This window comes from Chitinolyticbacter albus, assembly GCF_024437655.1.
GTDB classification, from domain to species: Bacteria; Pseudomonadota; Gammaproteobacteria; order Burkholderiales; family Chitinibacteraceae; genus Chitinolyticbacter; species Chitinolyticbacter albus.
In genome coordinates this window covers 1-24,427 of record NZ_JANBVF010000009.1, presented here as the reverse complement: position 1 = coordinate 24,427, position 24,427 = coordinate 1, and the positions used below count along the sequence as shown (strand labels likewise).

Genomic DNA, 24,427 nt, shown 5'->3' with positions numbered 1-24,427 from the left:
TTTGCAGCCCGTTTATCGGTCGGTGTCGGGGAATAGCCGTCGCCAGCCTTCCGGGCCCAGCTCCTGCAGTACGGCGATGTTGCGCTCGAAGATGGCGGCCGGGTCGGGAAACGCAGCGGCGGCGCGCGCGATGCTGTCCTCGCGCAGCAGGTGTAGCGTGGGGTAGGGCGCGCGATTGGTGTAGTTGGCGATATCGTCGGGGGTACTACCCTCGAACTGGTAGTGCGGGTGAAAGTGCGCCAGCTGCAACACGCCCTCCAGCGCCAGATCCGCCACGACGCGCTCGCCAGCGGCAATGACATCGACGAAATCGTCGAACTCGGCAAACAGCGTGGGATGGATCAAGAGCGTGGTGTCGATGGCCTTGGGGTCTGCATCGCGCAGCAGCACCAGTTCGTGCTCCAGCTCGTCGAGAAAGGCGTCCAGATGCCGGGCGCTGCTGACCACATAGCGCACCTGCTCCTTCACATACACCGCCTTGGCGAACGGGCACAGGTTGAGCCCGATCACGGCCTTTTCCAGCCAGTTGCGGGTGCGGACAATGACGAGGTCGGCGGTCATGCGAGGGCGATAGCGAAGTACACGGTCGCCATGATACTGCGGGTGGCGCTATTCGGTTCTAGGCAGCGTGGGATTGCGCGACAGATAGCCGAACACGACGGCGTAGGTGAGGTAGACCGGCTCCTCTTCACCGGCGGCCATGCGCTCGCGCACCAAGCGGGTGAACAGCGTGCGGCCTTGCAGCGTGCGGATGCGGCCTTCCTTGGTGTCGCAGGCGGTGAAGTTGCTCGACAGCGCATCGATGCTGATGAAGCAATCGACGATGCGGCCGTCTTCGAGCTCGACCGAGAAGGGAATGCCGCCGATTTCATCGACCGGGGTCAGTACGGTGGGATAAGGCAGGCTCATGGATGGCGCTCGATGAGGATAGCCTGAGCATAGCCCGGATTCTCGCGGCAACGGGCGCGCCATGCATCGCCGACGGGCGTTGCCACGACGTGGTCTGTGGGCCGGGTCACTGCGCAATCCGCGAAAAGCGCGGTCGCTGCACGCCATCGATCTCGATGAGCTCGACGAACATCGCATAAGGGCGCACCCACAGGCTGAAGTCGCCGTACAGCGTGCGATACAGCACCAGCCACTCCTCGGTTTCGCTGTGCCGAACGAGGTCCAGCACCTCGTAGTCCTTGCCCTTGTAGTGACGGTAGCGGCCGGTCGGCAACGTCGGTTTGGTGAGATCGGTCATGCAAGGATTCCAATGAAAAAGCCGGCCCGTGGGCCGGCCTGGAGTGTGTCGCTGCGTTATAGCTTGCTGCTCAGCCACTCGGTCGCCGCATCCAGTGCGGCCTTGAGGTTTTCCGGTTGGGTGCCGCCGGCCTGCGCCATGTCCGGGCGGCCGCCGCCCTTTCCGCCGACCTGCTGCGCCGCGACGTTGACGAGCTCGCCCGCCTTGACCTTGCCGGTCAGATCCTTGGAAACGCGTGCGATCAGGCTCACCTTGCCGTCGCCGGTGGCGGCGAGTAGCGCGATGCCGCTTTCCAGGCGGTCCATCAGCTTGTCGCTCATCTCGCGCAGCGTGCCGGCGTCGACGCCCTCGACATGGCTGCCGACACACTTCACGCCGTTGATGGTGCGCAGCCCCGCGCCCAGCAAGTGGTCGAGCTGCCCAAACGCCATTTGACCCTTGAGCGCCTGCGCTTCCTTCTGCGCGGCCTTCAGCTCCGCCTGCAGCCGCTCCAGCTTGGCTAGCAACTCACCCGGCTGCGCCTGCACGATCTCGGCCGCGGCCTTCAGTTCGGCTTCGTGCGATTGCACCAGCGCCAGCGCGCCCTCGCCAGTGTTGGCTTCGACGCGGCGGATGCCGGCGGCAACGCCGCCTTCGCCGATGATCTTGAACAGGCCAATGTCACCAGTGCGGCCGACGTGGGTGCCGCCGCACAGTTCGGTGGAAAACTCGCCCATCTTCAGCACACGCACGTCGTCGCCATACTTCTCGCCAAACAGCGCCATGGCGCCTGCCTTGATCGCGTCGTCGTAGCTCATGTGCGCAACATCGACGGCGGTATTGGCAAGGACGGCGTGGTTGACCAGCGACTCGATGCGCGCCAGTTCCGCGGCGGTCAGCGGCTTGGGGTGGCTGAAGTCGAAACGGGTGCGTTCCGGCGTGACCAGCGAGCCCTTCTGCTCGACGTGCTTGCCCAGCACCTCGCGCAGCGCCGAGTGCAACAAGTGGGTGGCGCTGTGGTTGCGCTGGGTAGCGTGGCGCTTGTGCAGATCGATGGTGGCGGCAACCGCGTCGCCGACCTTCAGCGTGCCACTGGCAAGACGCCCCTGGTGGCCGAACACGTCGGATTTCACCTTCTGCGTGTCGGTCACGTCAAACAGCGCATCGAGGCCGCCGGTGGCGGAAATGGTGCCGACGTCGCCTACCTGGCCGCCCGATTCGGCGTAGAACGGCGTGTGATCGAGCACGACCACGCCTTCTTCGCCAGCCGCGAGCGTTTCTACCTGCTCGTTGCCTTTGTAGAGCGCCAGCACGGTGGCATCGCGGCTCACTTCGCTATAGCCGTGGAAATGCGAGGCATCGCCGTCGTAGGCGAGGCCGGCGGTCATCTTGAAGCTGCCGGCGGCGCGGCCGCGCTCTTGCTCGGCGGCGAGCTCACGCTCGTAGCCGGCCATGTCGAGCTCAAGGTTGCGCTCGCGGCAGATATCGGCGGTGAGGTCGATCGGAAAGCCATAGGTGCTGTGCAGCGTGAACGCGGTCTTGCCATCGAGCGTGGTCTTGCCGCCTTCAAGCGATTTTTCGAGCAGCGCCATGCCGATGTCGAGCGTGCGGGCGAACTGCTCTTCTTCGGCCTTGAGCGTCTCGGTGATGCGTTGCTGGCCATCGACCAGCTGCGGGTAGGCGTCGCCCATCACGCGGGCAAGATCGGCCACCAGCTTGTGGAAGAACAGGCCCTTCTGACCGAGTTTGTAGCCGTGACGCACCGCGCGGCGGATGATGCGACGTAGCACGTAGCCGCGGCCTTCGTTGGATGGCAGCACGCCGTCGGCAACCAGGAAGGCACAGGCGCGGATGTGGTCGGCGATCACCTTGAGCGAGGGCTGGTCCTGGCTGTAGGCCACACCGGTCTCGCGCGCGGCGCCCTTCACGAGCTCGGCGAGGATGTCGGTCTCGTAGTTGGACTTCACGCCCTGCAGCACGGTGGAGATGCGCTCCAGGCCCATGCCGGTGTCGACCGAGGGCTTGGGCAGCGGATGCAGCGTGCCGGTTTCGTCCCGGTTGAACTGCATGAACACGTTGTTCCAGATTTCCATGAAGCGATCGCCATCTTCATCGGCCGATCCGGGCGGGCCGCCGGCCACGGACGGGCCGTGGTCGTAGAAGATCTCGGTGCAAGGGCCGCACGGCCCCGTGTCGCCCATGGTCCAGAAATTGTCCGACGCGTACGGCGAGCCCTTGTTGTCGCCGATGCGCACGATGCGCTCGACGGGCAGGCCGACATCCTTGTGCCAGATGTCGAACGCTTCATCGTCCGAGGCGTAGACGGTGACCATCAGCTTCTCGGCCGGGATCGCGAGCCATTGCGGGCTGGTCAGGAATTCCCAGGCGTAGGCGATGGCGTCGCGCTTGAAATAGTCGCCAAAGCTGAAGTTGCCCAGCATCTCGAAGAAGGTGTGATGGCGCGCGGTGTAGCCGACGTTCTCCAGATCGTTGTGCTTGCCGCCGGCGCGCAGGCATTTCTGGCTGGTGGTGGCGCGGGTGTAATTGCGCTTTTCCTTGCCGAGGAAGCAGTCCTTGAACTGCACCATGCCGGCCACCGTGAACATGATGGTCGGATCGTTGCCCGGCACCAGTGGGGCGGAGGCGACGACCTGATGCTGCTTGGAAGCAAAAAAGCTAAGGAATTGCTGGCGTATCTCGGCGGTTTTCATTGAGCGCTCGCGCACGAAGGCGTGGGAATAACAAAGCTTTCGATTCTAAAGGAAAAGCGCCGCAGGCGGCAGGGGCGTGGCCGTGCACTGCGGCACGCGCAACGAGACCGCGCCGGCCCACTGGCAGTGCAAAGAACGATGTGTAGGCGTGCTGGCAACCGGGGGGCGGGCAGCCTGGCAGCCGCGTTTACTCGGCGATCACCACCCGCGTGGCGCTGGTGCCATTCAGCCTGTCTGATCCTGCCTGCGCGCGACGGGCAGGACGAGCCAGACAGACGCGTCAGCCAGGGGCAGGCCAATCGTCCGGGCGCCGGGTGCGCGGGCTGGAGTCGGCAAGCCGTGACAAACGGTGTAGCGATGGTTTGGTCCCGGCTCAGGATGAAATAAACTGGCTGGATAGGTGCGATATATATCGATATCCGGGATAAATCATGGACAGACTGGTGGCGATGCAGGTGTTTGCCAAGGTGATGGAAGCGGGCAGCTTCGTGCGTGCGGCCGAGCGTTTGCAGATCTCAACCACGGCGGCGTCGCGCCTCGTGGCCGATCTGGAAAACCACTTGGGTACGCGGCTTTTGAACCGCACCACGCGCAAGCTCAGCCCCACCGAATCGGGCTTCGCCTACTACGAGCGCTGTCAGCAGATCCTTGGCGATATCGAAGAGGCCGAGGCGGCATTGTCCAGCGCCACGCAGCGGCCGCGCGGCACGCTGCGCATCTCCGCGCCGCTGTCGCTGGGCATCCGCCACCTATCGCCTTTGCTGGCCGAATACCGCCAGCGCTACCCGGACGTGGCGCTGGATCTGGAACTGGCCGACCGCGCGGTCGATCTCGTTGACGAGGGCTTCGATCTGGCACTGCGCATCTCGCCGCAATTGCCGGGCAACCTGATCGCTCGCCGGTTGTGCCCGATCCGGCTGGTGATCTGCGCCTCGCCCGATTACCTCGCGCGGCACGGTATGCCCTCCACGCCGCAGGATCTCGTCACGCACAATTGCCTCGCCTACACCTACGCCAGCACGGGCGACGACTGGACCTTCGGCATCGATGGCAGCGAAAAGGTGAAGGTGAAAGGCAACTTCAGGGCCAACAACGGCGACATGCTGTGCGCGGCGGCGATCGCGGGCGAAGGTATCGTGCGCCAACCGACCTTTCTGATCGCCGATGCGCTGCGTAGTGGCGAAGTGATACCGCTGCTCGCCGAGCATGGGCAGCCCGAGCTCTACGCCTGGGCGGTCTATCCCAGCCGCCGCCATGTCACCGCCAAGGTGCGCAGCATGATCGATTTCCTGGTCGAGGCCTGGGGCGATGCACCGCCGTGGGACAGGGGGCTGAACCTCGCGTCGGTTGCGGCCTGAAGGCCTAGGGCAGCTGCGGTTGTGCATCGACTAGGACCATCCCGGTGCCGGAGCTGTTGATCGATGTTACGGCCGACTTACCGCTGCTTCGCACTCGCGATCCTTATCGCGAGGGTTTCACTGGAACGCCGAAGCATGGATCGCATCCCCGAAATCGGTAGGGCGGGGTAACGGCCGACCGCAATTGGTCGATTTTTAAACGCGGCCGCAAACTTGATAGTCAGTAAACTTCGGCAGGTGATTCCTGAAGGAGTGCCTATGACCACTGTCTTTGCGTATCTGGACGTTAGCCACCCTGCAGTCGCATGGGCCGTCTACAGAGGAGTTCTGGTATCGGCATATGCCGAAACTCCCCCAAACTCGTGCGCTGTTTCGATGATGGTCGCTCAGATGCTTCTTGATCGCGACGTTTCTCGAATTCACAACGAGCTGCAGATAGAACTCGTACGACAGGGAATCTGCCCGCACCTTCCTTCTAGATTGAGTGCAATGTACTTTTTTGAGGATGAAGCTCAAGCACGCCGTGTCCCAGGCGCAGGCTGGGGCGGCCACTATTTCGAAGACGAGTACCTCGCCGAACTCGAACTCCTTGAAACTGCGCAGGTCGCGCGGTTGGATTCGAACTGGATTACCTACGCTCCCAAGGATACAAACGACCAACTAGTCGCAACAGAATGGATCACTGATTATTGGTCAGGCAAACCATACCCCGATGCAGAGCCACTTTGGGAGATTTTGGCTCATGGCCGCGCAGTGGTGTATGGAACCGCCATTCGCGAACGGGCGTATAAGGAGGTCACACGCTGGCGGTCGAAATCTGTGGCGATCTTGGAGGTCGGACGAGTCGCCGCGTGCCTGGGTTCGGATTTGGGACAAGTGCGGGCATTTCTTGTGGCCGACCAGAACGAATTGACGCTTAAGTTTCATCTCGACATGCGAGACGCAAACAATTCAGCGGTTATGGCGCGAATCGCGAATTATGACGGGCCCTGCAACCACGCTGATGTGGCTGTCGGTGGTGAGTACTTTTATTGTCCTGACTTTCAATCGTTCGGGTGCTTAGTGGCCAGCGACCATATCCTATCGTCGATGTTTGTTGATCTAGTAACCTCGGCAGCCATTTCCAACTAGTACAACCTCAGGGTGCACGCATTCGATTAGTTGAATCCAGTCTGTAGAGCAGGCGACCGGGGAATCACCAGCTGCGTCGTGGTCAGTGCAAGTCAGCGAGCGGGTCAATCTTGAATAGCGTTTGCACGTCCTGTTATGCGGCACCTCCGGGTGCGGCCTAGCCGCGCTGTTGCCGGCGTAGGCCCGGCGCCGGCTACTGTAGGCGGGTGTTGTGAAGATGCTACCCACTCGCTGCAGCTGGCCAGCGGCGAACGATACGGCATTGCAGAAATGGCCCTGGCCGTGCTGCAGGCCGAAAGGGAGGGGCCACGCAGAGCTTGCCACGTTGCAGGCACCGAGACCTACGCCGTTGGCGCGATCTGCTCCAGCAAGCCGCTGGCGCGCTGCACCCGCCGCGCGATCGCTTCCTCCAGCACGCCGGCCCTTGCCTCGATCAGCGTGAAATCGCGGCTGGCACGGGTGATGCCGGTGTAGACCAGCTCCTTGGTAACGATGGGGCTGGCGGTGGCCGGCAGCACCAGCGCGGTGTGGGCGAATTCCGAGCCCTGCGATTTGTGGACCGTCATCGCGAACACCGTTTCGATGTCGGTGAGGCGACTGGGCAGCACCAGGTGCAATTCGCCCGAGCCGTCGTTGCGGGCGAAGGCGACGCGTAGTTGCAGCGCGCCGGTTTCATGGGGCAGCTTGAGCGCGATGCCGATGTCGCCATTCATCAAGCCCAGGCCGTAGTCGTTGCGCGTCACCATCACCGGACGGCCCTCATACCAGCCATCAAACGCCGGCAACAGCGCGGCGGCGTGCAGTGCCTGCGCGATCTCTTGGTTGAGCGTGTCCACGCCCCAGCGGCCGCGCCGGACCGCGCACAGCAGGCGGAAGGCGTCGAAGGCCTGCAGCACCGTTTGTGCCCAGGCCAAGTGGGCTGCCAGCTCGCTGGTTTGCGGCCGCTGCTGTTGCAGCAGCGCCAGGTAGTGGCGGTAGCCTGCGGCAGGTCCGCGCCCGTTGATCGCCAGTGCGATCAGCGACTCGGTATCGCCGTAGCCCAGCGTCAACAGGCCAAGGTCGGCCGGCGGCGCCTGCAGCAGGCGGCGAGCCTGGGCGGCCTGCTGTGTGTTGACGAGCCGTGCCAGCGCGCCGATGCCGCTGTCGGCGCCGAAGCGCCGCGAGTGGCGCAGCATGGCGGTCTGCTGCGCCAGCGGGTGGCGCTCTGCATCGCCGGCAGTCAAATCCGCCAAGGGAGCACCGGCGAACTGTTCCAGCCACGCTTGCGTCGCTGCGCTGTAGTGCCCCGCCTCGGCATCACGACACAGCTCGCCGAGCACCGCGCCGGCCTCGACCGAGGCGAGCTGGTCCTTGTCGCCCAAGAGCACCAGCCGGGCGTGAGCGGGCAGGGCGGCGAGCACGCACGCCATCGTTTCCAGGTCGATCATCGACGCTTCGTCGACCACCAGCACGTCGAGCGGCAGCGGATTGCCGGCGTGGTGGCGGAAACGGCGGGTGTCGGGCCGGCTGCCCAGTAGCTTGTGCACGGTGCCCACCTGGGTGGGGATGGCCGCGCGCACGGCCTCATCCACCGCCAGCGCGCTCACCTGTGCGGCGATCGATGCCGACAGCCGCGCCGCGGCTTTGCCGGTGGGCGCGGCGAGGCGGATGCGCAACGGCGCGCCGTCGTCGACCGCCTTGCCCTGCAGCAGCGCCAGCAGCCGCACCACGGTGGTCGTCTTGCCGGTGCCGGGCCCGCCGGTGATCAACGTGAAATGGCCGCGCACCGCCAGCGCGCAGGCCAGCATCTGCCAGTCCGGCCGGATGGGCTGATCGGGAAACAGCCGTTCCAAGCGCGCGGCGAGGTCGTCCGGCACGCAGGTAGCCTGCGCCAGCCGCTGCCGCAGCGCCTGGGCGACCTGGTGCTCGTATTGCCAGTAGCGGCGCAGGTAGAGGCGTTCGCCTGCCAGCACCAAGGGCCGCTCGCCGGGGCCGGCGGCGTCGACCAGGGTGCAGCCGGCGAGCAGCGCGCGCCATTGCGCCAGTGCCACCGGCGCGAGCAGTTGCGACGGTCGCAGCGTGGGTGTGTCTTCCTCGCCATCGGGCGGCAGCGAGAGCGTGTCGTCCGGGCTCGCCAGCGCCTGCGCAAGGTCGAGGCAGGCATGACCATGGCCGAGCTGGTGGCTGGTGAGGGCCACGGCCAGCAGCACCAGCGCCGGCGCATCGGGGGCAAGGGTTGCGCACTGCCCGACCAGCGCGGCATCGAGCGCGCGCAGCCAGCCGCGCTCGACCCAGGCATCCAGCAGCCGGGCGAGGTGGGCGGCATCGTCGAGTGGCATGAAGGGTTGCGGCAGCGGCGCCTGCGGCGCATTCAGCTTGTCGGCAAGCCGGCTCATGATTGCCCCCGGAATAGCGCGTCGAGCGCATCGATCAGTTCCCGGCTTGGGCGGGCGCGGTGGATGCCGTGGCCATCGGCATGCTGGCCGCGCAGGAACAGATAGACGACGCCGCCGAAATGGCGTTCGTAATCGTAATCGGATAGCCGGGCGCGCAGCTGGCGGTGCAGCGCCAGCGCGTACAGCGTGTACTGCAGATCGTACCGGTGCTCCAGCATGGCGCTCTGCATCGCCTCTGCGCTATAGGCATCGTCGTGCTCACCCAGCCAGTTGGATTTGTAGTCGGCCACGTAATAGCGCCCGCCGTGCTCGAACGTAAGGTCGATAAAGCCCTTGAACATGCCATTGAGTTGCTGGGCGCCGCAGCGCGGCCGGGGGGCGCCATCCTCGGTATGCGCGCTGACGAGGGCATCGAGCCGGGTGACGTCGACTGCGTGCGCGGCAAACCAGAACTCCAGCTCGACCTGATAGCACCGCAGTCCTGAAAGCGCCGTGCCGTCGGCCAACAGCGGCAGCGTCAGCCAGCTGGACAATGCCTGGTTCAGCGGGTCTATCCAGGCCTGCCAGCCGCGCGGTGCGGCGCGGCGGGCGATCAGATCGCGCGCCAGCGCGGGTTGCTGGGCGATGCGGGCAAAGCCCTCGCGGCCGGCCCATTCGAGCAGGCCGTGCAGAAAGCTGCCGGGGCCGGGGCCGCGGGCGAAGCGGTGCAAGCGGCTATCCTCCGCCGGCTGCGCGCTGCCGTGGGCATGGCGGCCATCCTCGCCCAGCCGTGCGCTGAGCGCGTCGGCCGGCTCAGGCGGCGCGTGCTCGTCATCGGGCAACGCATCGGCCAGGCGCAAGGCGGAGTAGCTGGCAATCCACCAGTGTTCGCGCGCGCGCCGCGCTGGTTGCTTTGCGGTCAGCGCGGGGGTGAAGGTGAGCGCCATCTGCAGGGGAGTGCGGTCCGACTGGGGGGCGGGCTCGATCGCGATCACGCCGGGCTCATCCCAGCGCGCCAGCTGCGCGGCCAATTCCCCAGTGTCGGCCAGCGCCGCGCCGCCGGTGAGCAGGTAGCCGATGGCCGAGCGGTGCAATTGCGATGCCTTGTTGTTGCCGCGCTTGATGTCGGCCAGCCCCAGCCAGCAGCCATGCCGCGCGCGGGTGAGCGCCACGTACATCAGCCGCAGATCCTCCGCCAGGCGCTCGTCGTCGGCGGCGTCGATTTCCTGCGGCGTGGGCTTGAGCCGCAGCACGCGTCGGCCGGCTTCGCGCGCATACAACGGCCTTTTGCCTTCCTCCGGACGGAAGGTGCAGGCGAAGGGCAGGAACACCAGCGGGTATTCCAGCCCCTTGGACTTGTGCACGGTGATCACGCGCAGCAGGCCTTCGTCGCTTTCCAGCCGCAATACCTGTTCGTCCGCTGCGTCGCTGCCGCCCGCGATGCAGTCGGCCAGATGGCGAACCAGCGCGAGCTCGCCATCGAGCGCCGCGGCCGCCTGTTGCAGCAGCTCGGACAGGTGCAACAGATTGGTCAGCGCCCGCTCGCCATCGGCGCGCTCGCGCAGCCGCTGTGGCAGCGCAAACTCGCCCATCAGGCTGCGTAGCATGGCGAGCACGCCCGCGGATTGCCAGCGCGCGTGGTAGTCGCGGAACTGCAGCACCCGCGCTTCCCAATGGCGCTCGTCGTCGTTGAGGCGAGCGAGGTCGGATAGCGGCAGCGCCAGCGTGCGGCAGGCCAGCGCAGCGCGCAGCGCGCGATCCTGGCCCGGCTCGGCGCAGGCGCGCAGCAGCAGCAGCAGATCGCGCGCCTCCTGGCTCGCGTACACGCTGTCCTTGTCCGAGAGGTAGACGCTCTTCACGCCGCGCGCGGCCAGCGCACCGCGAATCGCCGATGCCTCACGGCCGTTGCGCACCAGCACGGCGATATCGGCCGCTTGCAGCGGCGTGGGCTTGCCGTTGCGCGCGAAGCCCGCCTTGTCGTGCTGAGCGAGCTGCAGCAGCCGCACGATCTCGCTGGCGCAGGTGTCGGCATATAGTGCCGTGTAGCGCTCCCCGGCGAGTGGGGCTTCACTGTCGAGCTGCCACAGCGTCAACGCCGGCGCGGGTTTGCCGGCGATGGTCCAGCGCTCCGGACGGCCCTGCGCTGCGACCGGCACGAAAGGCAACGGGTTGTCACCCCCTCGCTGGAACAAGAAGGCGCCGCGCGGATGGGCCTCTGCGCTGGCGAATACCCGGTTCACCGCCGCGACCATGGCATGGCTGGAGCGGAAATTGGTGCCGAGGCTCGCATGCCGGCCGGCGGTTGCGGCGCGCGCGGCCAGATAGGTGTGGATGTCGGCACCGCGAAAGCCGTAGATGGCCTGCTTGGGATCGCCGATCAGCAGCAGCGCGGTGTCCGGCCGGTTCTCGACTACGCGATAGACGGTATCGAAGATGCGGTACTGCAGCGGATCGGTATCCTGGAACTCGTCGATCAGCGCCACCGGGAACTGGCGGCGAATCACAGCCGCGAGCTGCGGATTGCGCTGCAGCGCGGCGTCGAGCCGCGTCAGCATGTCGTCAAAGCCCATCTCGGCACGGCGCAGCTTTTCGCGCTCCAGCCGAGCGGACACCCAGGCGGACGCATGCAGCAACGCATCGGAGGCCGGATCGGGCAGGGTGGCGAGCGCAGCGGGAAGCGCAGCCAGCACGTCCAGCGCCGGGTGGTTGGGTGGACTTCCTGCTTTCCAGATCTCGCTCAAGCCCTGGGGGCTGAGCCTGTTGTAGGCGGCGTCACTCAAGGGGAAGGACACGGAGTCGTCGGCGGCCCAGTCTCGAAGGTCGTCAAACCAGTCCTTCAGTCGCTTCTGATTCAGTTTTTGTCGATCGAACTGCTTGTTTTCGTAGGCGGCTTCGAGCTGCTGTTGCAGCTCGTCGCACCATGCCGGCCACGGTGCTTTCAAGGTCGTCAGTGTGTCGGCGCGTTGCGCCAGTGGTGCGCCCAGCAACACCGACAGCGGCTGATCGGGATTGGCGGCCACGGCATCCGTGCCGGCGACGAGCTGCCCGGCCAGGGTATCGGGATCGCGCCAGTGCTCGGCCACCCAGTTGAGCGGCCCGCCGGTGAGCGGGTAGCAGTGCGTGCGCCAGTAGTCGCGCACCACCTCGGCCTGCAGCACGCGCTGGTCGGTCTGCAGCGTCTGCTCGAACAGGCTGCCGCTGTCGAAGGCGTGCTCGCGCAGCATGCGCTGGCACCAGCCATGGATGGTGGAGACAGCGGCTTCGTCCATCCATTGCGCAGCGATATCGAGCTGGCGCGCGCATTGCGGCCACGCGTGTTCCGGGTAATCGCTGCGCAGCTGTTCCAGCAGCGGGTCCGGCTCGGTTTCGCTGCGGAATACGTGCGCGGCCTCCACCAGGCGTGTGCGGATGCGGTCGCGCAGCTCTTGCGTCGCCGCTTCGGTGAAGGTGACGACCAGGATGTCGGGCGGCAGCAGCGCCCGTCCGAATGCGTGCTCGCCGCCGTGGCCCAGCACCAGCCGCAGGTAGAGCGCCGAAATGGTGTAGGTCTTGCCGGTGCCGGCGCTGGCCTCGATCAGCCGGCTGCCCGACAGCGGCAGGGTGAGCGCGAGCGGCCGGCTCATGGCTGCACCTGCGAGGGCGATTCCACCTGCGGCGGATGATCGAGCAGCGGCTGGTACAGCGCCTCGGCCCAGCGCTCGAACTCGCCGTCGGCGCTGAGCGTGGCGTAATCCGGGTACTGGCGGGCGAGGGCGGCACTTTGCGTCACCTCACCGATGCTGCGCTCGTTACCCTCGAAGGCGAGTTGCGCCTTGTCGTGCGCGGCTTCCGGGCTCTTGTCGCGCGTTTCCAGCCAAGCCAGCGCGGTGCGCAACGCCACCGGCAGCGGCCGCTGCATGCCGCTCAACCAGCCATCGAGCAGGCCTTGCAGCATGGTCTCGGCCTCGGCTTGCGACAGTGGAGCTAAGCGCAGGCTGGTATCGGCACCGACAGCGATGACGGTCAGCGGCGTGGCGCAGGCGCTCGCCATCAGCCGGATCAGCCACGCGTCGAGCAGCCGGTGCCATTTGCGCTGCGGCGGTTTGCCACTGCCCAGCAGCGTGCCAGCCATGGGCAAGAGCAGCGCCAGCTCGCCGGCCGGATCGGTGCGTACGCTGCCCTGCCAGGCTTCGAGCAAGATATCGCCATATGCAAACTGCAGCGCCAGCGGCGACGCCAAGGGTTCCGGCCAGCGTGCGCACAGCGCGCGATAGCGCGCGATCTGGTCATTCAGCGGATCGGTAAGCGCCGCGCGTGCCAGCTCGCCAAAGCCCGCCAGCGGCAGCGCGCCGGCGAGTTGCAGCCGGTTGGCGGTACGCTCGATCGCGGCGGCGCTATTGTCGGCTGCCAGCGCTTCGGTCAGCAGCGCTTCGGCCAGTTGATGGCGCGCCAGGCCATCGAGCGCGAACGGCTCGTCATCATCGAGCTCATCGTCGCGTTGATCGAGGCTCACCTTGAGGCGATCGCTGAAAAAACTGGCGACCGGGTCGCGCAGGAAGCGGCGCAGCGTTTCCAGGTTGAGCGCGGCATCGGGAACGAATGAGGGCAAGGGCTGGGCCGCGGGCAGTGTCACGCGTTCGTGCGCGGCCAGCCATTCGTGCGCGTAGCTGAACAGGTCGTGCTGGCCGTCGAAATAGCGTGGGCTGAACGGCTGCAGCGGGTGTTCGGTGGTGAGCGCGGCCAGCAGGTCGTGCCCTGCGGCATGGGTCCAGCCGCTGGCGAGGTGGTCGCGCAATTGCCCCACCAGCACCGAAGCGGCGCGCTCGCTGTTGTCGCGCGCGCTGCGGCCCACCCAGCTGATATAGAGCGCGTCGCGCGCCGACAGCAGCGCTTCGAGCAGCAGGTAGCGATCGTCGTCGCGCCGCGAACGATCCCCGGGGCGGTAGTCGCGCGCCATCAAATCGAAATCGAGCGGTGGCTGGATGCGCGGGTAGTCGCCATCGTTCATGCCGAGCAGGCACACCACCTTGAACGGAATCGCGCGCATCGGCATCAACGTGCAGCAATTGACCGCACCGGCGAGGAAACGCTGCGACAAGCCGCCGGCATCGAGCCCGGCCAGCCACGCCTCGCGTACCACCGTCAGCGGCAGTGGCGCGGTCAGGCGCGCGCCCTCGCACAGCGCCAGCCAGTCGTCGAGCAACTGCTGCAACTGAGTGATCAGCGCGAGATCCTCGTCGCTGCTGGCGTCAAAAAACAGCGGCAACAGCGCCATCAGCCGCTCGCCCCACTGCGCCGGCGCCGCAGGCGTGGCGAGCTCGTCCCGGCTGAGCGCCAAGAGTTCGATCAGCCGGGCGAGCGGGCCGACCAGCGCCGCGTCGAGCCCGGCGATCTCGTCATACGGTGCGATGCCCGACAGCGGCTCGCCGCTGCCAACCGCGTAGCCCAGCAGCATGCGCGCCAGGCCAAACAGCCAGCTGTTCTGCGTCAGCTCGCCGGGCAGGCCAAGGCTGGCCCGCTGTTCGGCATCGAGCCCCCAGCGGATGCCGGCGCCGGCTATCCAGCGTCGCAGCGTGGGCAGGTCGGCCTCGGAGATGCCGAAGCGCTGGCGCAGGGCTGGCACGTCGAGCAGGTCGAGGATTTCGCTGGCGGTAAAGCGGCGCTCGGGCAGGCTCAGCAGGTGTTCGAGCGCGATCAGCGGTGGCGCGCGGCCCCGCCGGCCCTGATCGGCCAAGGTGTAGGGAATGTAGCGCGCGTCGCTGGCCGCGATCTGGCCGAACACCGCCGCGATATGCGGCGCGTAGGCGTTGATGTCCGGCACCATCACGATCACGTCACGCGGCCGCAGCGTCGGGTCGGCGGAAAAGCGGGCAAGCAGCTGGTCGTGCAGGATTTCCACTTCACGTTGCGCGCTGTGCGCGATGTGGAAGCGGATTGAGTCGTCACACCCAGGATCGACCGCGGGCCAGCGTGCGCGCGTCTCGGCAAGCGGGCGCAATTCCAGGATGTCGTGCTGCAGCTGGCCAAGCAGCGTGCCGGTAGCGGGCTCGGTAAAGAGATCGATGCGCTCGTTCGAGATCGGGCGGAACAACGGCAGGTGGGCGGCGGTGTCGTCAAACTGGTCGAGCAGGTTGATATAGTCGCGCCCCTGCTTGCCCCAGGCGGCCAGCAGCGGTTGGGCGTGCTGGTGCGCGAGCGCTTCGCTGAGCACGCCGGGCAACCCCGGCTTGGCGGCGTGGCGATGCCGGGCGCGCAGCAACGCCTTGTCTTCGACGATGTCGCCCCAGTAGTAGCGGCAGGGGTTGTGCACCGCCAGCAGCACCTGGCTATGGCGCGACAGCGCAGCCAGTGCCTCGACCGCCTGCGCGGGCAGGGAAGAGAGGCCGAACACCACCACGCGGCGCGGCAGGCCGGGCGGGGGCGGGGTATGGTCCGCCAGTGCGGCCACGAAGGCCTGGTGTACGCCGGCTCGGCTGTTGCCGCTCGCGCCGGTGTCTGCGAGCAGCGCGCGCCATAGCGCGGCCTGCCAGCGCTCGTCCTCCGTCAGCGGCCGGATGCCGGCGCGGGTGGTGATCTCGTCGCGGCCCTCGGCCCAACCAGCCAGCCAGTCGGCGCGGTAGACCTGGTACTGATCAAACAGGTCGGCCAGCCGTTCGGCCAGCTGGTGGCGATGGCGCAGATCGGCGTCATCGGCGAGGAACAGCGCCAGCGCGGCGAATTCGGGACGATCGAGCAAGGCGGGCAACAGCCGCATCAGCCGCCAGGTGAGGGGTGCCTTGTCGAGCGGCGACGATTCGGGCACGGCCGCGGCACCCAACACGGTGCGATAGGCCTGCCACAAAAAGCGTGATGGCAGCTGGATATCGAGCGCCGCGGCGATGCCGCAGCCGCCCTCAATGCCTTGCGGGTCTTCGGCCAGCGCGAGCTTGAGCCATTGCGCGATGCCGTTGCTGAACACCAGCACCACCTCGTTCTCCAGCGGCGCCAGTGGATAGGCGCGCAGCCAGGCCACCGTGAGCGCGCGCAGCGCTTCCAGCCGGTTGCCGTGGACGATCATCAGGCCGGGAGTGATGGGCGGGGTGCCGGACATGGAGTGGGTGTGAGCGCGAAGGGCGGCAGTCTAGTGGAGCGGGCAGGGCGTGGAAAGCGGCAACGCCGCCGCCGGGTTCGATGCGGCTGAAAGCCAGGTCACGGTTGCTCCACGTGGTAGCCGCGGGTGCGCAGCGCATCGTTCAGCCAGGCGGCTGCGGTGGCGGAATCGGCGCCGGCCAGCGTGAATTCCAGGTGCGGTCCGGGATGGCGTGCATTGCCGAACGAGGGCAGGCAGGAAAAGCGCAGGCCAGGATGCGCTTCGACCAGTTGTTCCATCTCGGCGATCAGGTCGCCCTCGCGGGCATCGGGCACCAAGAGGCTGTACCGTTGTTCAGTGGTGCCAACCTGGTAGTGGGTATCGAGCACCCATTCCAGCATGGGCCAGGCCATATCGGGAAAGCCTGGCAGCAGGTGGTGATGGCGATAACTGCAGCCGGCCACCTGGTTCACCGGGTTGGGGATCAGTTGGGCGCCGAGCGGAAATTCGGCCATGCGGATGCGGTGCGGGTACGCGGCATCGCCGCTGCGCGCGACGATGAAGGCGGCCGCCTCGCTGTGCAGTTCCAGCGCCACGTTGGCCGCGAGCGCCAGCGCCTGTCGGGTATGGTCGTCCGGCGTGGCGCCGATGCCGCCGCAGGAAATCACGTGGGCGCCACGGGCGAGCGTGCGGGCAAAGACCTCGACGAGTTCATCCCGGTCGTCCGGCAGATAGTAAGCGGCGGCCAGCCGATGACCCCGCGCAGTGAGCCGTTCCAGCACAGCGGCATAGTGCTTGTCCTGACGCCGACCTTCCAGAATCTCGTCGCCAACGATACACAAATGGAAGTCCATTGTGACATCTCCATGAAACGCAAGTTTTTGGCTTGCCGCGCGATATGACAACGGTTCTAATACGGGCACTTTCAAGCCTACGTCCCGGCTTCTATGATAAACCTCGAAGCCGAAGGAGCTGCATCGATGTTGTACCCCCAATTGTTCGCCGACCTGGAAAAGGCACGCTGGAATATGGCCAACGATATTCCCTGGGGGGAGTTCGATGCCAGCCTGCTCACCGATGAACAGGCGATGACGATCAAGATGAACGCCATCACCGAATGGTCGGCCTTGCCCGCCACCGAGATGTTCCTGCGTGACAACCGCGACGATTCCGATTTCTCGGCCTTTATGTCGATCTGGTTCTACGAGGAGCAGAAGCACTCGCTGGTGCTGATGGAATACCTGCGCCGCTTCCGCCCGGAACTTGTACCCACCGAGGAAGAGCTGCACGCGGTGCGCTTCGACTTCGATCCGGCGCCGCCGCTGGAAACGCTGATGCTGCATTTCTGCGGCGAAGTGCGCCTGACCCAGTGGTATCGCCGTGCTTCCGAGTGGCACACCGAGCCGGTGATCAAGGCGATCTACAAGACGCTGTCGACCGACGAGGCCCGCCATGGCGGCGCCTACCTCAAATACATGAAGCGCGCGATTGAGCGCTGTGGCAACGAGGCGCGCACCGCCTTTGCCAAGATTGGTTTTCTGATGGCGTCGAGCGGCCGCTCGGGCAAGCCGCTGCATCCGACCAATCTGCACGTGAACAAGGAGCTGTATCCGAACGACACCGTGCAAAGCCGCCTGCCGGATCCGGAATGGCTGGAGCACTGGCTCGACGGCCAGATCCAGTTCGGCAAGGAGTGGGAGGCACGCGTGGTCGGCGGCATCCTGCGCAACCTGTCCAGTCTGTTCGGCGTGGCGCTCGAATCGATCTCGGACCTGAACCGTTATCGCAAGCAGCTGGTCGTCGCCTGATTCGCCTTCTTTGTTCCCTTGCGGCGCTGCGGCTGTATTGCCGTAGCGCCGCAGTCATTTCCACACCGGGTGACGGGGGGTTTGGCGTGATGAGCCTGCCATGCTAAAACCCGATATTGCCCGAGACTAGCCGAGCCGATCGCATGGACTACCCCTTACCCGATTTCGAAGCGTATTGCTGCCCGCCGGAGCAACTGGCCGAGCGCGTTGCGGCCTTGCCGCGCCCGCTGGTGTTCACCAACGGCTGCTTCGATATCCTGCATCGCGGCCATGTCACTTATCTTGCGCAGGCGCGCGCGCTGGGCGCGTCGCTGATCGTGGCGCTCAATACCGACGCGTCGGTAAAGCGCCAGGGCAAGGGCGATGACAGGCCGATCAATCCGCTTGCCAACCGCGCGGCAGTGATGGCCTCGCTTGCCAGTGTCGATCTTGTCACCTGGTTCGACGCCGATACGCCGCACGAGCTGATCCTGGCCTGCCGGCCCGATGTGCTGGTCAAGGGGGGGGATTGGTCGATCGAGCGCATCGTCGGCAGTCGCGAGGTGCTGGAGTGGGGCGGCCAGGTGCATTCGATTCCGTTCCTGCATCAGACCTCGACCACGCAAATGTTGCAGAAAATCCGTGCGCTGGGTTAGGTGCGAGCAACCATGACCGAACGCCAGAATCTCGTCGTTTCACTGATCGCGGATATCAACCGGCTCGGGCTGGGGCATCCGCATCTGCTGGTCCAGGCAGGCTTGCTGCTGCTGGCGCTGTTGCTGGCCGCCTTGGGCAACCATTATCTCAAGCCGAGGCTCGGGCTGGAGAACAGCCGCTGGAAGCACGGCGGCGAAGGATTGATGCGGATCTTCTTCCCGCTCAACGCGCTGCTGTTGCTGTGGCTGTTCAATTTCCTGTTGCGCTTTGCCTGGGCGCCGCCGCACAAATTGATCGACGTGGCCATCGTGCTGCTGATGGCCATGGTCAATATCCGCGTGCTGGTCTACGTGCTGCGCAATGCGTTCAACAATGCGGCCTGGCTGCAACGCACCGAGCGCTACATCGCCGGCTTGATCTGGCTGCTGTATGCGTTGCACGTGGTTGGCATCCTGCCCGAGCTTGCCGAAGCGCTGAACGAGGTGCACTTTGCGATCGGCAAGACCTCGATCTCACTGTTGAGTGTGATCAATGGCGTGCTGTCGGTGGCCGGTACGCTGGTGGTGGCGATGTGGCTGGGGCGCTTGTTCGAAGCGCGCATGATGGCCGCGAGCCTGATCGACATGAACCTGCGCGTGGTCTCGGTCAAGATCGCCCAGTCTTTGCTGGTGGTGCTGGCGGTGATCGTGGCGTTGTCGCTGGTCGGGATCGATCTCACCGTGCTGTCGGTATTCGGCGGCGCCTTGGGCGTCGGCCTGGGTTTTGGCCTGCAGAAGATCGCGTCCAACTATGTATCGGGCTTCATCATCCTGCTCGATCGCTCGGTGAAGCTCGGTGACCTGATCCAGGTGGACAATCGCCAGGGCGTGATCACGGGCCTCACGTCGCGCTACGTGGTGGTGAAGGGCTCCGATGGCACCGAGGCGCTGGTACCGAACGAATCCCTGATCACGTCCACCGTGGTCAACCAGTCGTACAACGCGCGCGATGTCTGGATCAAGATGCCGGTGTCCGTCGCTTACGAGTCGGATCTGGACCTGGTGATGAAATTGCTGGTCGATGCCACCGCCGGATTCGATCGCATCAAGCGCGATCCGGCGCCGCGCGCCTTTCTCGAGAACTTTGCCGCCAGCGGCGTCGACATGTCGCTGGGCTTCTGGGTGAAAGATCCCGAGAACGGAACGCTGGCGTTGCGGTCAGACATTAACCAGCGCATCTGGCAAGCATTCCGGACGCACCGAATCAGCATCCCCTTCAATCGGGTCGATGTGGTGCATTTTCGCCCGGCCAGCCGGCAAGCGGGCGATGGCAACTTGCAGGGATTGGACTCGGGCGACCCGGTTCCAGGCAACGAGCGGTAGCCGCCGGTATAATCACCCATGCAATCAGATGAAAATTTGATTAATATCAGCGCCCTGCGAGTGAATCCCGTGTTAGGGTGCGCGCGCATTGTACCTACGGAGATACACAAAGCATGACTTGGCTCAATGGCCTGATCGACCTGCCCTGGTGGGGCTATATCGTGGTGACGCTGGTGCTCACCCATATCACCATCGCATCGGTCACGATTTACCTGCACCGTCACCAGGCGCACCGCGCCATCGATCTGGGCCCGGTTCCCAGCCACTTCTTCCGTTTCTGGCTGTGGCTGACCACGGGCATGGTCACCAAGCAGTGGGCGGCGATCCACCGCAAGCACCACGCGCGTTGCGAGACGGCGGAAGATCCGCATAGCCCGCAGGTGCTGGGCATCAACAAGGTGATGTGGGAAGGCGCCGAGCTCTATCGCGCCGAATCCAAGAATGCCGAAACGATGGAAAAGTTCGGCCATGGCACGCCGGATGACTGGCTGGAGCGCAATCTGTACAGCAAGCACAGCGCCAAGGGCCCGACCACGATGATGATCATCAACCTGATGCTGTTCGGACCGAACGGCATCTGGATCTGGGCGATCCAGATGGCGTGGATTCCGTTCTGGGCCGCTGGCGTGATCAATGGCCTGGGCCACTATGTGGGTTACCGCAACTTCGAGTGCGAGGACGCGTCGACCAACCTCGTGCCGTGGGGCATCATCGTCGGCGGTGAAGAGCTGCACAACAACCACCACACCTTCGGTACCTCGGCCAAGTTCTCGTACAAGTGGTTCGAGTTCGACATCGGCTGGGGCTATATCCGCACGCTGGAACTCCTGCGCATGGCCAAGGTGCGCCGCGTGGCACCCAAGTTCAAGCGCGCTGAGGTCCGTCCGGAAATCGACGAGCATGCACTCGCCGTGGTGATCGCCAACCGCTACGCCATCGCGGCGCAGTACGCCCGCAGCTTCAAGGCCATCGTCGCCGAGGAGCTCGACAAGCTGCGCGCCAACGCCCGCCTGCCGCAACTGGAAGCCAATCCGGCCCGCCAGATGAAGGTGTGGCTGAAGCAGGATGCCAAGGACACGCCCGAGAACGACAAGCAGCGCCTGGATCAGTTGCTCGCTGAGAGCAAGACGCTGGCTCAGGTCTACCAGATGCGTCAGGAACTCACCCGGCTGTGGGAGCGCTCCTCGCTGACCCGCAGCGAGCTGGTGAAGCATCTGCAGGACTGGTGTTCCCGCGCCGAAGCGAGCGGCATCGCCGCGCTGCAGGAGTTCTCGCTGCGTTTGCGCTCGGTCGCTGCCGTGCACTGATCCTGATTGCACGGACGCGATACGGCGGCCATGATGGAGTGTCCACATGGCTTACCCGTACCGTATCGCCGGCGAAGCGCAATTTGAGCAAGGCGAACCTTACGAGGTTCGCCTTATTATTTCCCCCGACTCAAGGAGCCTTGCCGTGTCCGCAGCCATCCAGCGTTACCACATCGGGCCACGCCTCGCCGAAATCGTCGTCCACAACAACACGGTCTACCTCGCCGGCCAGATTGCCGATACGCTGGACAAAGACGCGCGTGGCCAGACCGAGGAAGTGCTGGCCGCGATCGATCGCCTGCTGGGCGAAGTGGGTTCGGACAAGCAAAAGCTGCTCTCGGTCACCATCTACCTTACCGACATGGCCGATTACGACGCGATGAACGAAGTCTGGTCCGGGTGGGTGGTGCATGGCCAGACTCCGGCGCGCGCAACGGTTGAGGCGCGCCTGGCCGACCCGCGCTACCGTGTCGAAATGTCGGTGATCGCCGCCCTGTGATCGTCGTTGATCTTCTAACCGTTTGAAGGAATCGTGATGTCCAGCAACCCCATCCTGCTTGCCTACTTCGCCGGTTGGAAAGACTGGAGCGGCCTGCCGCTCGAGCGTGACGCAACGCGCCTGACCCATATCTGTTTCGCCTTTGCCAATATCCGCGGCGACGGCGAACTGGCGCTCTTTGCCGAAGGTGATTCCGACAAGCAGGCCAGGGCCCAGACCCACTTCGCCACGCTGCATCGGCTGCGCGAGATCAATCCCAAGCTCAAGCTGTTGATCTCGATCGGAGGTTGGGCTGCCGATGGCTTCTCCGACGCGGCGCTCGACGCGGGCACGCGCGAGCGCTTCTCCAAGGCCGCCATCGCCTTTATGCAGGAAAGGCGGCTCGACGGCATCGATCTCGATTGGGAATACCCAAGCAACGACATGGCGAGCATCAAGGCGCGCCCCGAGGACAAGCGCAACTTCACGCTGATGCTGGCGGACCTGCGTGAACGGCTCGACGCGCTCTCGGATGCCGAAAGCCGCCAGGGCGACGACCGTTATCTGCTGACCATCGCTGCAGGTGCCGGTCAGTACTACCTCGATGGGGTCGAAATGGCTGAAGTCGCGCGGCTGTGCGATTTCGTCAACCTGATGACCTACGATTTCTACAACGGCTGGGCGACCCGTGCCGGGCACCATACCAACCTCTACAACACGCCCGTCGACCCGGAAGGCGACAGTTGCGAAAAATCGGTGGCACTGTTCGTCGCCAACGGTCTGCCGCGGGAAAAATTGGTGCTGGGCTGCGCCTTCTACGGGCGCAGCCTCAAGGGCGTGGGTAGCGCTGGCCTTGGCGCGCAGGGTACCCCTAAGAGCAATGGCGGCTACAGCTACACCGAAATCTGCACGCTGATCGCCACGGGCCGTGCAGCCCGCCACTGGGACGCGCTTGCCAAGGCCCCCTGGCTGCTGGTCGACGGTGACGAATTCGTGACTTACGAAGACGCCGAATCATTGCGCCACAAGGCAAGCTATGCGAAGGAGCAGGGCTTGGCGGGAACCTTCTTTTGGGAGTACACGGAAGACGGTACCGATACGCTGCTCAATACCCTGTGGACGCATCGCTGATACAGTTGGCGGCAGTGGCAGGCGTGTAGCCGCTCGGGGCGCCGGGATGGGAAGGCGGCTGCCTCGCCACCGCCGTCCCGATCCGGGCGAGCCTGGGCGCTAGGATGTCTGTAAAAAAGCCGGCGCTTGCGCCGGCTTATTGTTACAGCGTGACCGCGTGCTCGCGTGTCGCGTGAAAACGTAGCTTGGGCCAGCGCTCCTGGATCAGCTCCAGGTTGACGCGGCTGGTCGCGAGGTAAGCGAGGCTGTCCGCGGCGTCGCGCGCCAGGTTGTTTTCCAGCTGCCTCTCGAAGTCGCTCAGCATGCGTGCGTCGTCGCAGGTGACCCAGCGCGCGGTATAGATACTGGATGATTCGAATACCGCATCGACGCCATATTCGTTGGCCAGGCGACTGGCGACGACTTCGAACTGCAGCACGCCGACGGCGCCCAGGATCAGGTCCGAACCGTTGAGCGGCTTGAACACCTGCACCGCGCCTTCCTCGCCCAATTGCTGCAGGCCTTTTTGCAGCTGCTTCAGTTTCAGCGGGTTCTTGATGCGCACCACGCGGAACAATTCGGGCGCGAAGTAAGGAATGCCGGTAAAAGCCAGCATTTCGCCTTCGGAGAACGAATCGCCGATCTGGATATTGCCGTGATTGGGCAGGCCGATGATATCGCCGGCATAGGCCTCTTCGACCTGCTCGCGGCCTTGCGCCATGAAAGTCACCACCGAATTGGCGGCGATATCGCGGCCCAGGCGCAAGTGCTTGAATTTCATGCCACGCTCGAACCGGCCCGAGCAGATGCGCAGGAAGGCGATGCGGTCGCGGTGGCGCGGATCCATATTGGCCTGGATTTTGAACACGAAGGCGGAGAATTTCTCCTCATTGGGGGCCACGGTGCGCACGGTGGCATCGCGGCTCGACGGTGGCGGCGCCCAGTCGACCAGCGAATCGAGGATCTCGCGCACGCCGAAGTTGTTGATCGCCGAGCCGAAGAACACCGGGGTCAGGTCGCCGGCGAGGAATTCCTCCAGCACGAAGGGGTGGCTGGCACCCTGCACCAGTTCCAGCTCCATCCGGGTCTGGCCGATTTCCAATGGGAACAATTCATCCAGACGCGGGTTGGCTATGCCGTCGATCACTTCCACTTCGTCGAGCGGGCCTTGGCCCGCGCGGAACAGGATCACTTGGTCCCTGAGAATGTGGTACACGCCGCGGAAGGTCTTGCCCATGCCCACCGGCCAGGTGATCGGCGCGCAGCGGATCTTGAGCACGCTCTCGACCTCGTCCAAGAGCTCCAGGTTGTCGCGCACCTCGCGGTCGTACTTGTTCATGAAGGTGACGATGGGCGTGCTGCGTAACCGGCACACGTTCAAAAGCTTGATCGTCTGCGCTTCCACGCCCTTGGCGGCATCGATCACCATCAGCGCCGAATCGACGGCGGTGAGCACGCGGTAGGTGTCTTCCGAGAAGTCCTGGTGGCCGGGGGTGTCGAGCAGGTTGACCGTGTGCTCGCGGTAATCGAACTGCATCACGGAGGAGGCCACCGAAATGCCGCGCTGCTTTTCGATCTCCATCCAGTCGGAGGTGGCGAATTTGCCGCCCTTCTTGCCCTTGACGGTGCCGGCGGCCTGGATCGCGCCCGAGAAGTACAGCAGCTTCTCGGTCAGCGTGGTCTTGCCCGCATCGGGGTGGGAGATGATGGCGAAGGTGCGGCGCTGCGCGACTTCGCGGGCGATCTCGGTCATGGTATTGATTGCGCTTGGAAAAACGCGTGATTGTACGGCAAGCGCCGCCCCCGGGCGAGGGCGTCAGCGTTTGGTGCGTGCGGGTTCGGTCGGCAGCCGCAGCGTGAAGATGGCGCCTTGCTCGGGATGGTTGCCGGCCGAGATTTC

General features: G+C 65.2%; 17 protein-coding genes. 8 read left to right on the top strand and 9 right to left on the bottom strand.

Going from position 1 to position 24,427, the window contains the following annotated elements:
* Positions 1 to 12: 12 nt before the first annotated feature.
* From NLI84_RS07165 to alaS, 4 genes are all read right to left on the bottom strand, one after another.
* Entirely contained in the window at positions 13 to 561 is a 549-nt protein-coding gene (locus NLI84_RS07165; RefSeq protein ID WP_255989240.1) for a DUF1415 domain-containing protein, read from the bottom strand.
* Between the two features lie 48 nt (positions 562 to 609).
* Positions 610 to 909 carry a hypothetical protein gene (locus NLI84_RS07160; RefSeq protein WP_255989239.1) on the bottom strand — a complete coding sequence of 100 codons (300 nt, stop codon included), beginning with the start codon at positions 907 to 909 and terminating at the stop codon, positions 610 to 612.
* A gap of 106 nt (positions 910 to 1,015) precedes the next feature.
* A complete protein-coding gene (locus tag NLI84_RS07155; RefSeq protein ID WP_255989237.1) occupies positions 1,016 to 1,246 on the bottom strand; it encodes a DUF1653 domain-containing protein in 231 nt (76 codons plus the stop codon).
* Between the two features lie 56 nt (positions 1,247 to 1,302).
* Positions 1,303 to 3,936, bottom strand: a complete 2,634-nt coding sequence (gene alaS / locus NLI84_RS07150; protein ID WP_255989236.1) for an alanine--tRNA ligase — start codon at positions 3,934 to 3,936, stop codon at positions 1,303 to 1,305.
* Positions 3,937 to 4,367: 431 nt separating this feature from the next.
* On the opposite strand from alaS, the gene NLI84_RS07145 reads away from it, so the two are divergent.
* Together NLI84_RS07145 and NLI84_RS07140 are read left to right on the top strand one after the other, a co-directional pair.
* Positions 4,368 to 5,294, top strand: coding sequence for a LysR family transcriptional regulator (locus NLI84_RS07145; RefSeq protein WP_255989234.1), 927 nt, complete (start codon positions 4,368 to 4,370; stop codon positions 5,292 to 5,294).
* Positions 5,295 to 5,552: 258 nt separating this feature from the next.
* Complete coding sequence (locus NLI84_RS07140) at positions 5,553 to 6,425, top strand: hypothetical protein (protein WP_255989233.1); 873 nt, start codon at positions 5,553 to 5,555, stop codon at positions 6,423 to 6,425.
* A 341-nt stretch (positions 6,426 to 6,766) separates the two neighbouring features.
* Here NLI84_RS07140 and recD read toward each other — a convergent pair whose 3' ends face one another.
* The 4 genes from recD to NLI84_RS07120 all read right to left on the bottom strand — a co-directional run bounded on the left by recD (position 6,767) and on the right by NLI84_RS07120 (position 16,681).
* Complete coding sequence (gene recD, locus NLI84_RS07135; RefSeq protein WP_255989231.1) at positions 6,767 to 8,800, bottom strand: exodeoxyribonuclease V subunit alpha; 2,034 nt, start codon at positions 8,798 to 8,800, stop codon at positions 6,767 to 6,769.
* The gene (recB, locus tag NLI84_RS07130; RefSeq protein ID WP_255989230.1) at positions 8,797 to 12,402 is read right to left on the bottom strand and encodes an exodeoxyribonuclease V subunit beta; all 3,606 of its coding nucleotides are present in this window, start codon (positions 12,400 to 12,402) and stop codon (positions 8,797 to 8,799) included. Before recB ends, recD begins: the two co-directional genes overlap by 4 nt.
* Entirely contained in the window at positions 12,399 to 15,848 is a 3,450-nt protein-coding gene (gene recC / locus NLI84_RS07125; RefSeq protein ID WP_255989229.1) for an exodeoxyribonuclease V subunit gamma, read from the bottom strand. The genes recB and recC overlap by 4 nt, the downstream gene beginning before the upstream one ends.
* 98 nt (positions 15,849 to 15,946) lie before the next feature.
* The gene (locus NLI84_RS07120) at positions 15,947 to 16,681 is read right to left on the bottom strand and encodes a competence/damage-inducible protein A (RefSeq protein ID WP_255989227.1); all 735 of its coding nucleotides are present in this window, start codon (positions 16,679 to 16,681) and stop codon (positions 15,947 to 15,949) included.
* A 126-nt stretch (positions 16,682 to 16,807) separates the two neighbouring features.
* On the opposite strand from NLI84_RS07120, the gene NLI84_RS07115 reads away from it, so the two are divergent.
* The 6 genes from NLI84_RS07115 to NLI84_RS07090 all read left to right on the top strand — a co-directional run bounded on the left by NLI84_RS07115 (position 16,808) and on the right by NLI84_RS07090 (position 22,548).
* The gene (locus NLI84_RS07115) at positions 16,808 to 17,635 is read left to right on the top strand and encodes a ferritin family protein (RefSeq protein ID WP_255989225.1); all 828 of its coding nucleotides are present in this window, start codon (positions 16,808 to 16,810) and stop codon (positions 17,633 to 17,635) included.
* 143 nt (positions 17,636 to 17,778) lie between these two features.
* Positions 17,779 to 18,270, top strand: coding sequence for a D-glycero-beta-D-manno-heptose 1-phosphate adenylyltransferase (rfaE2, locus tag NLI84_RS07110; RefSeq protein ID WP_255989224.1), 492 nt, complete (start codon positions 17,779 to 17,781; stop codon positions 18,268 to 18,270).
* Positions 18,271 to 18,282: 12 nt separating this feature from the next.
* Positions 18,283 to 19,632 (top strand): mechanosensitive ion channel family protein, encoded by a 1,350-nt coding sequence (locus tag NLI84_RS07105; RefSeq protein ID WP_255989223.1) that lies wholly within the window; start codon positions 18,283 to 18,285, stop codon positions 19,630 to 19,632.
* A gap of 113 nt (positions 19,633 to 19,745) precedes the next feature.
* The gene (locus NLI84_RS07100) at positions 19,746 to 20,939 is read left to right on the top strand and encodes a DesA family fatty acid desaturase (protein WP_255989222.1); all 1,194 of its coding nucleotides are present in this window, start codon (positions 19,746 to 19,748) and stop codon (positions 20,937 to 20,939) included.
* A gap of 145 nt (positions 20,940 to 21,084) precedes the next feature.
* On the top strand, positions 21,085 to 21,438 hold the full coding sequence (locus NLI84_RS07095; protein ID WP_255989221.1) for a RidA family protein: 354 nt from the start codon (positions 21,085 to 21,087) through the stop codon (positions 21,436 to 21,438).
* A gap of 36 nt (positions 21,439 to 21,474) precedes the next feature.
* The gene (locus NLI84_RS07090) at positions 21,475 to 22,548 is read left to right on the top strand and encodes a glycoside hydrolase family 18 protein (RefSeq protein ID WP_255989220.1); all 1,074 of its coding nucleotides are present in this window, start codon (positions 21,475 to 21,477) and stop codon (positions 22,546 to 22,548) included.
* A 142-nt stretch (positions 22,549 to 22,690) separates the two neighbouring features.
* Here NLI84_RS07090 and NLI84_RS07085 read toward each other — a convergent pair whose 3' ends face one another.
* Positions 22,691 to 24,280, bottom strand: a complete 1,590-nt coding sequence (locus NLI84_RS07085; RefSeq protein ID WP_255989218.1) for a peptide chain release factor 3 — start codon at positions 24,278 to 24,280, stop codon at positions 22,691 to 22,693.
* Between the last annotated feature and the right edge of the window lie 147 nt (positions 24,281 to 24,427).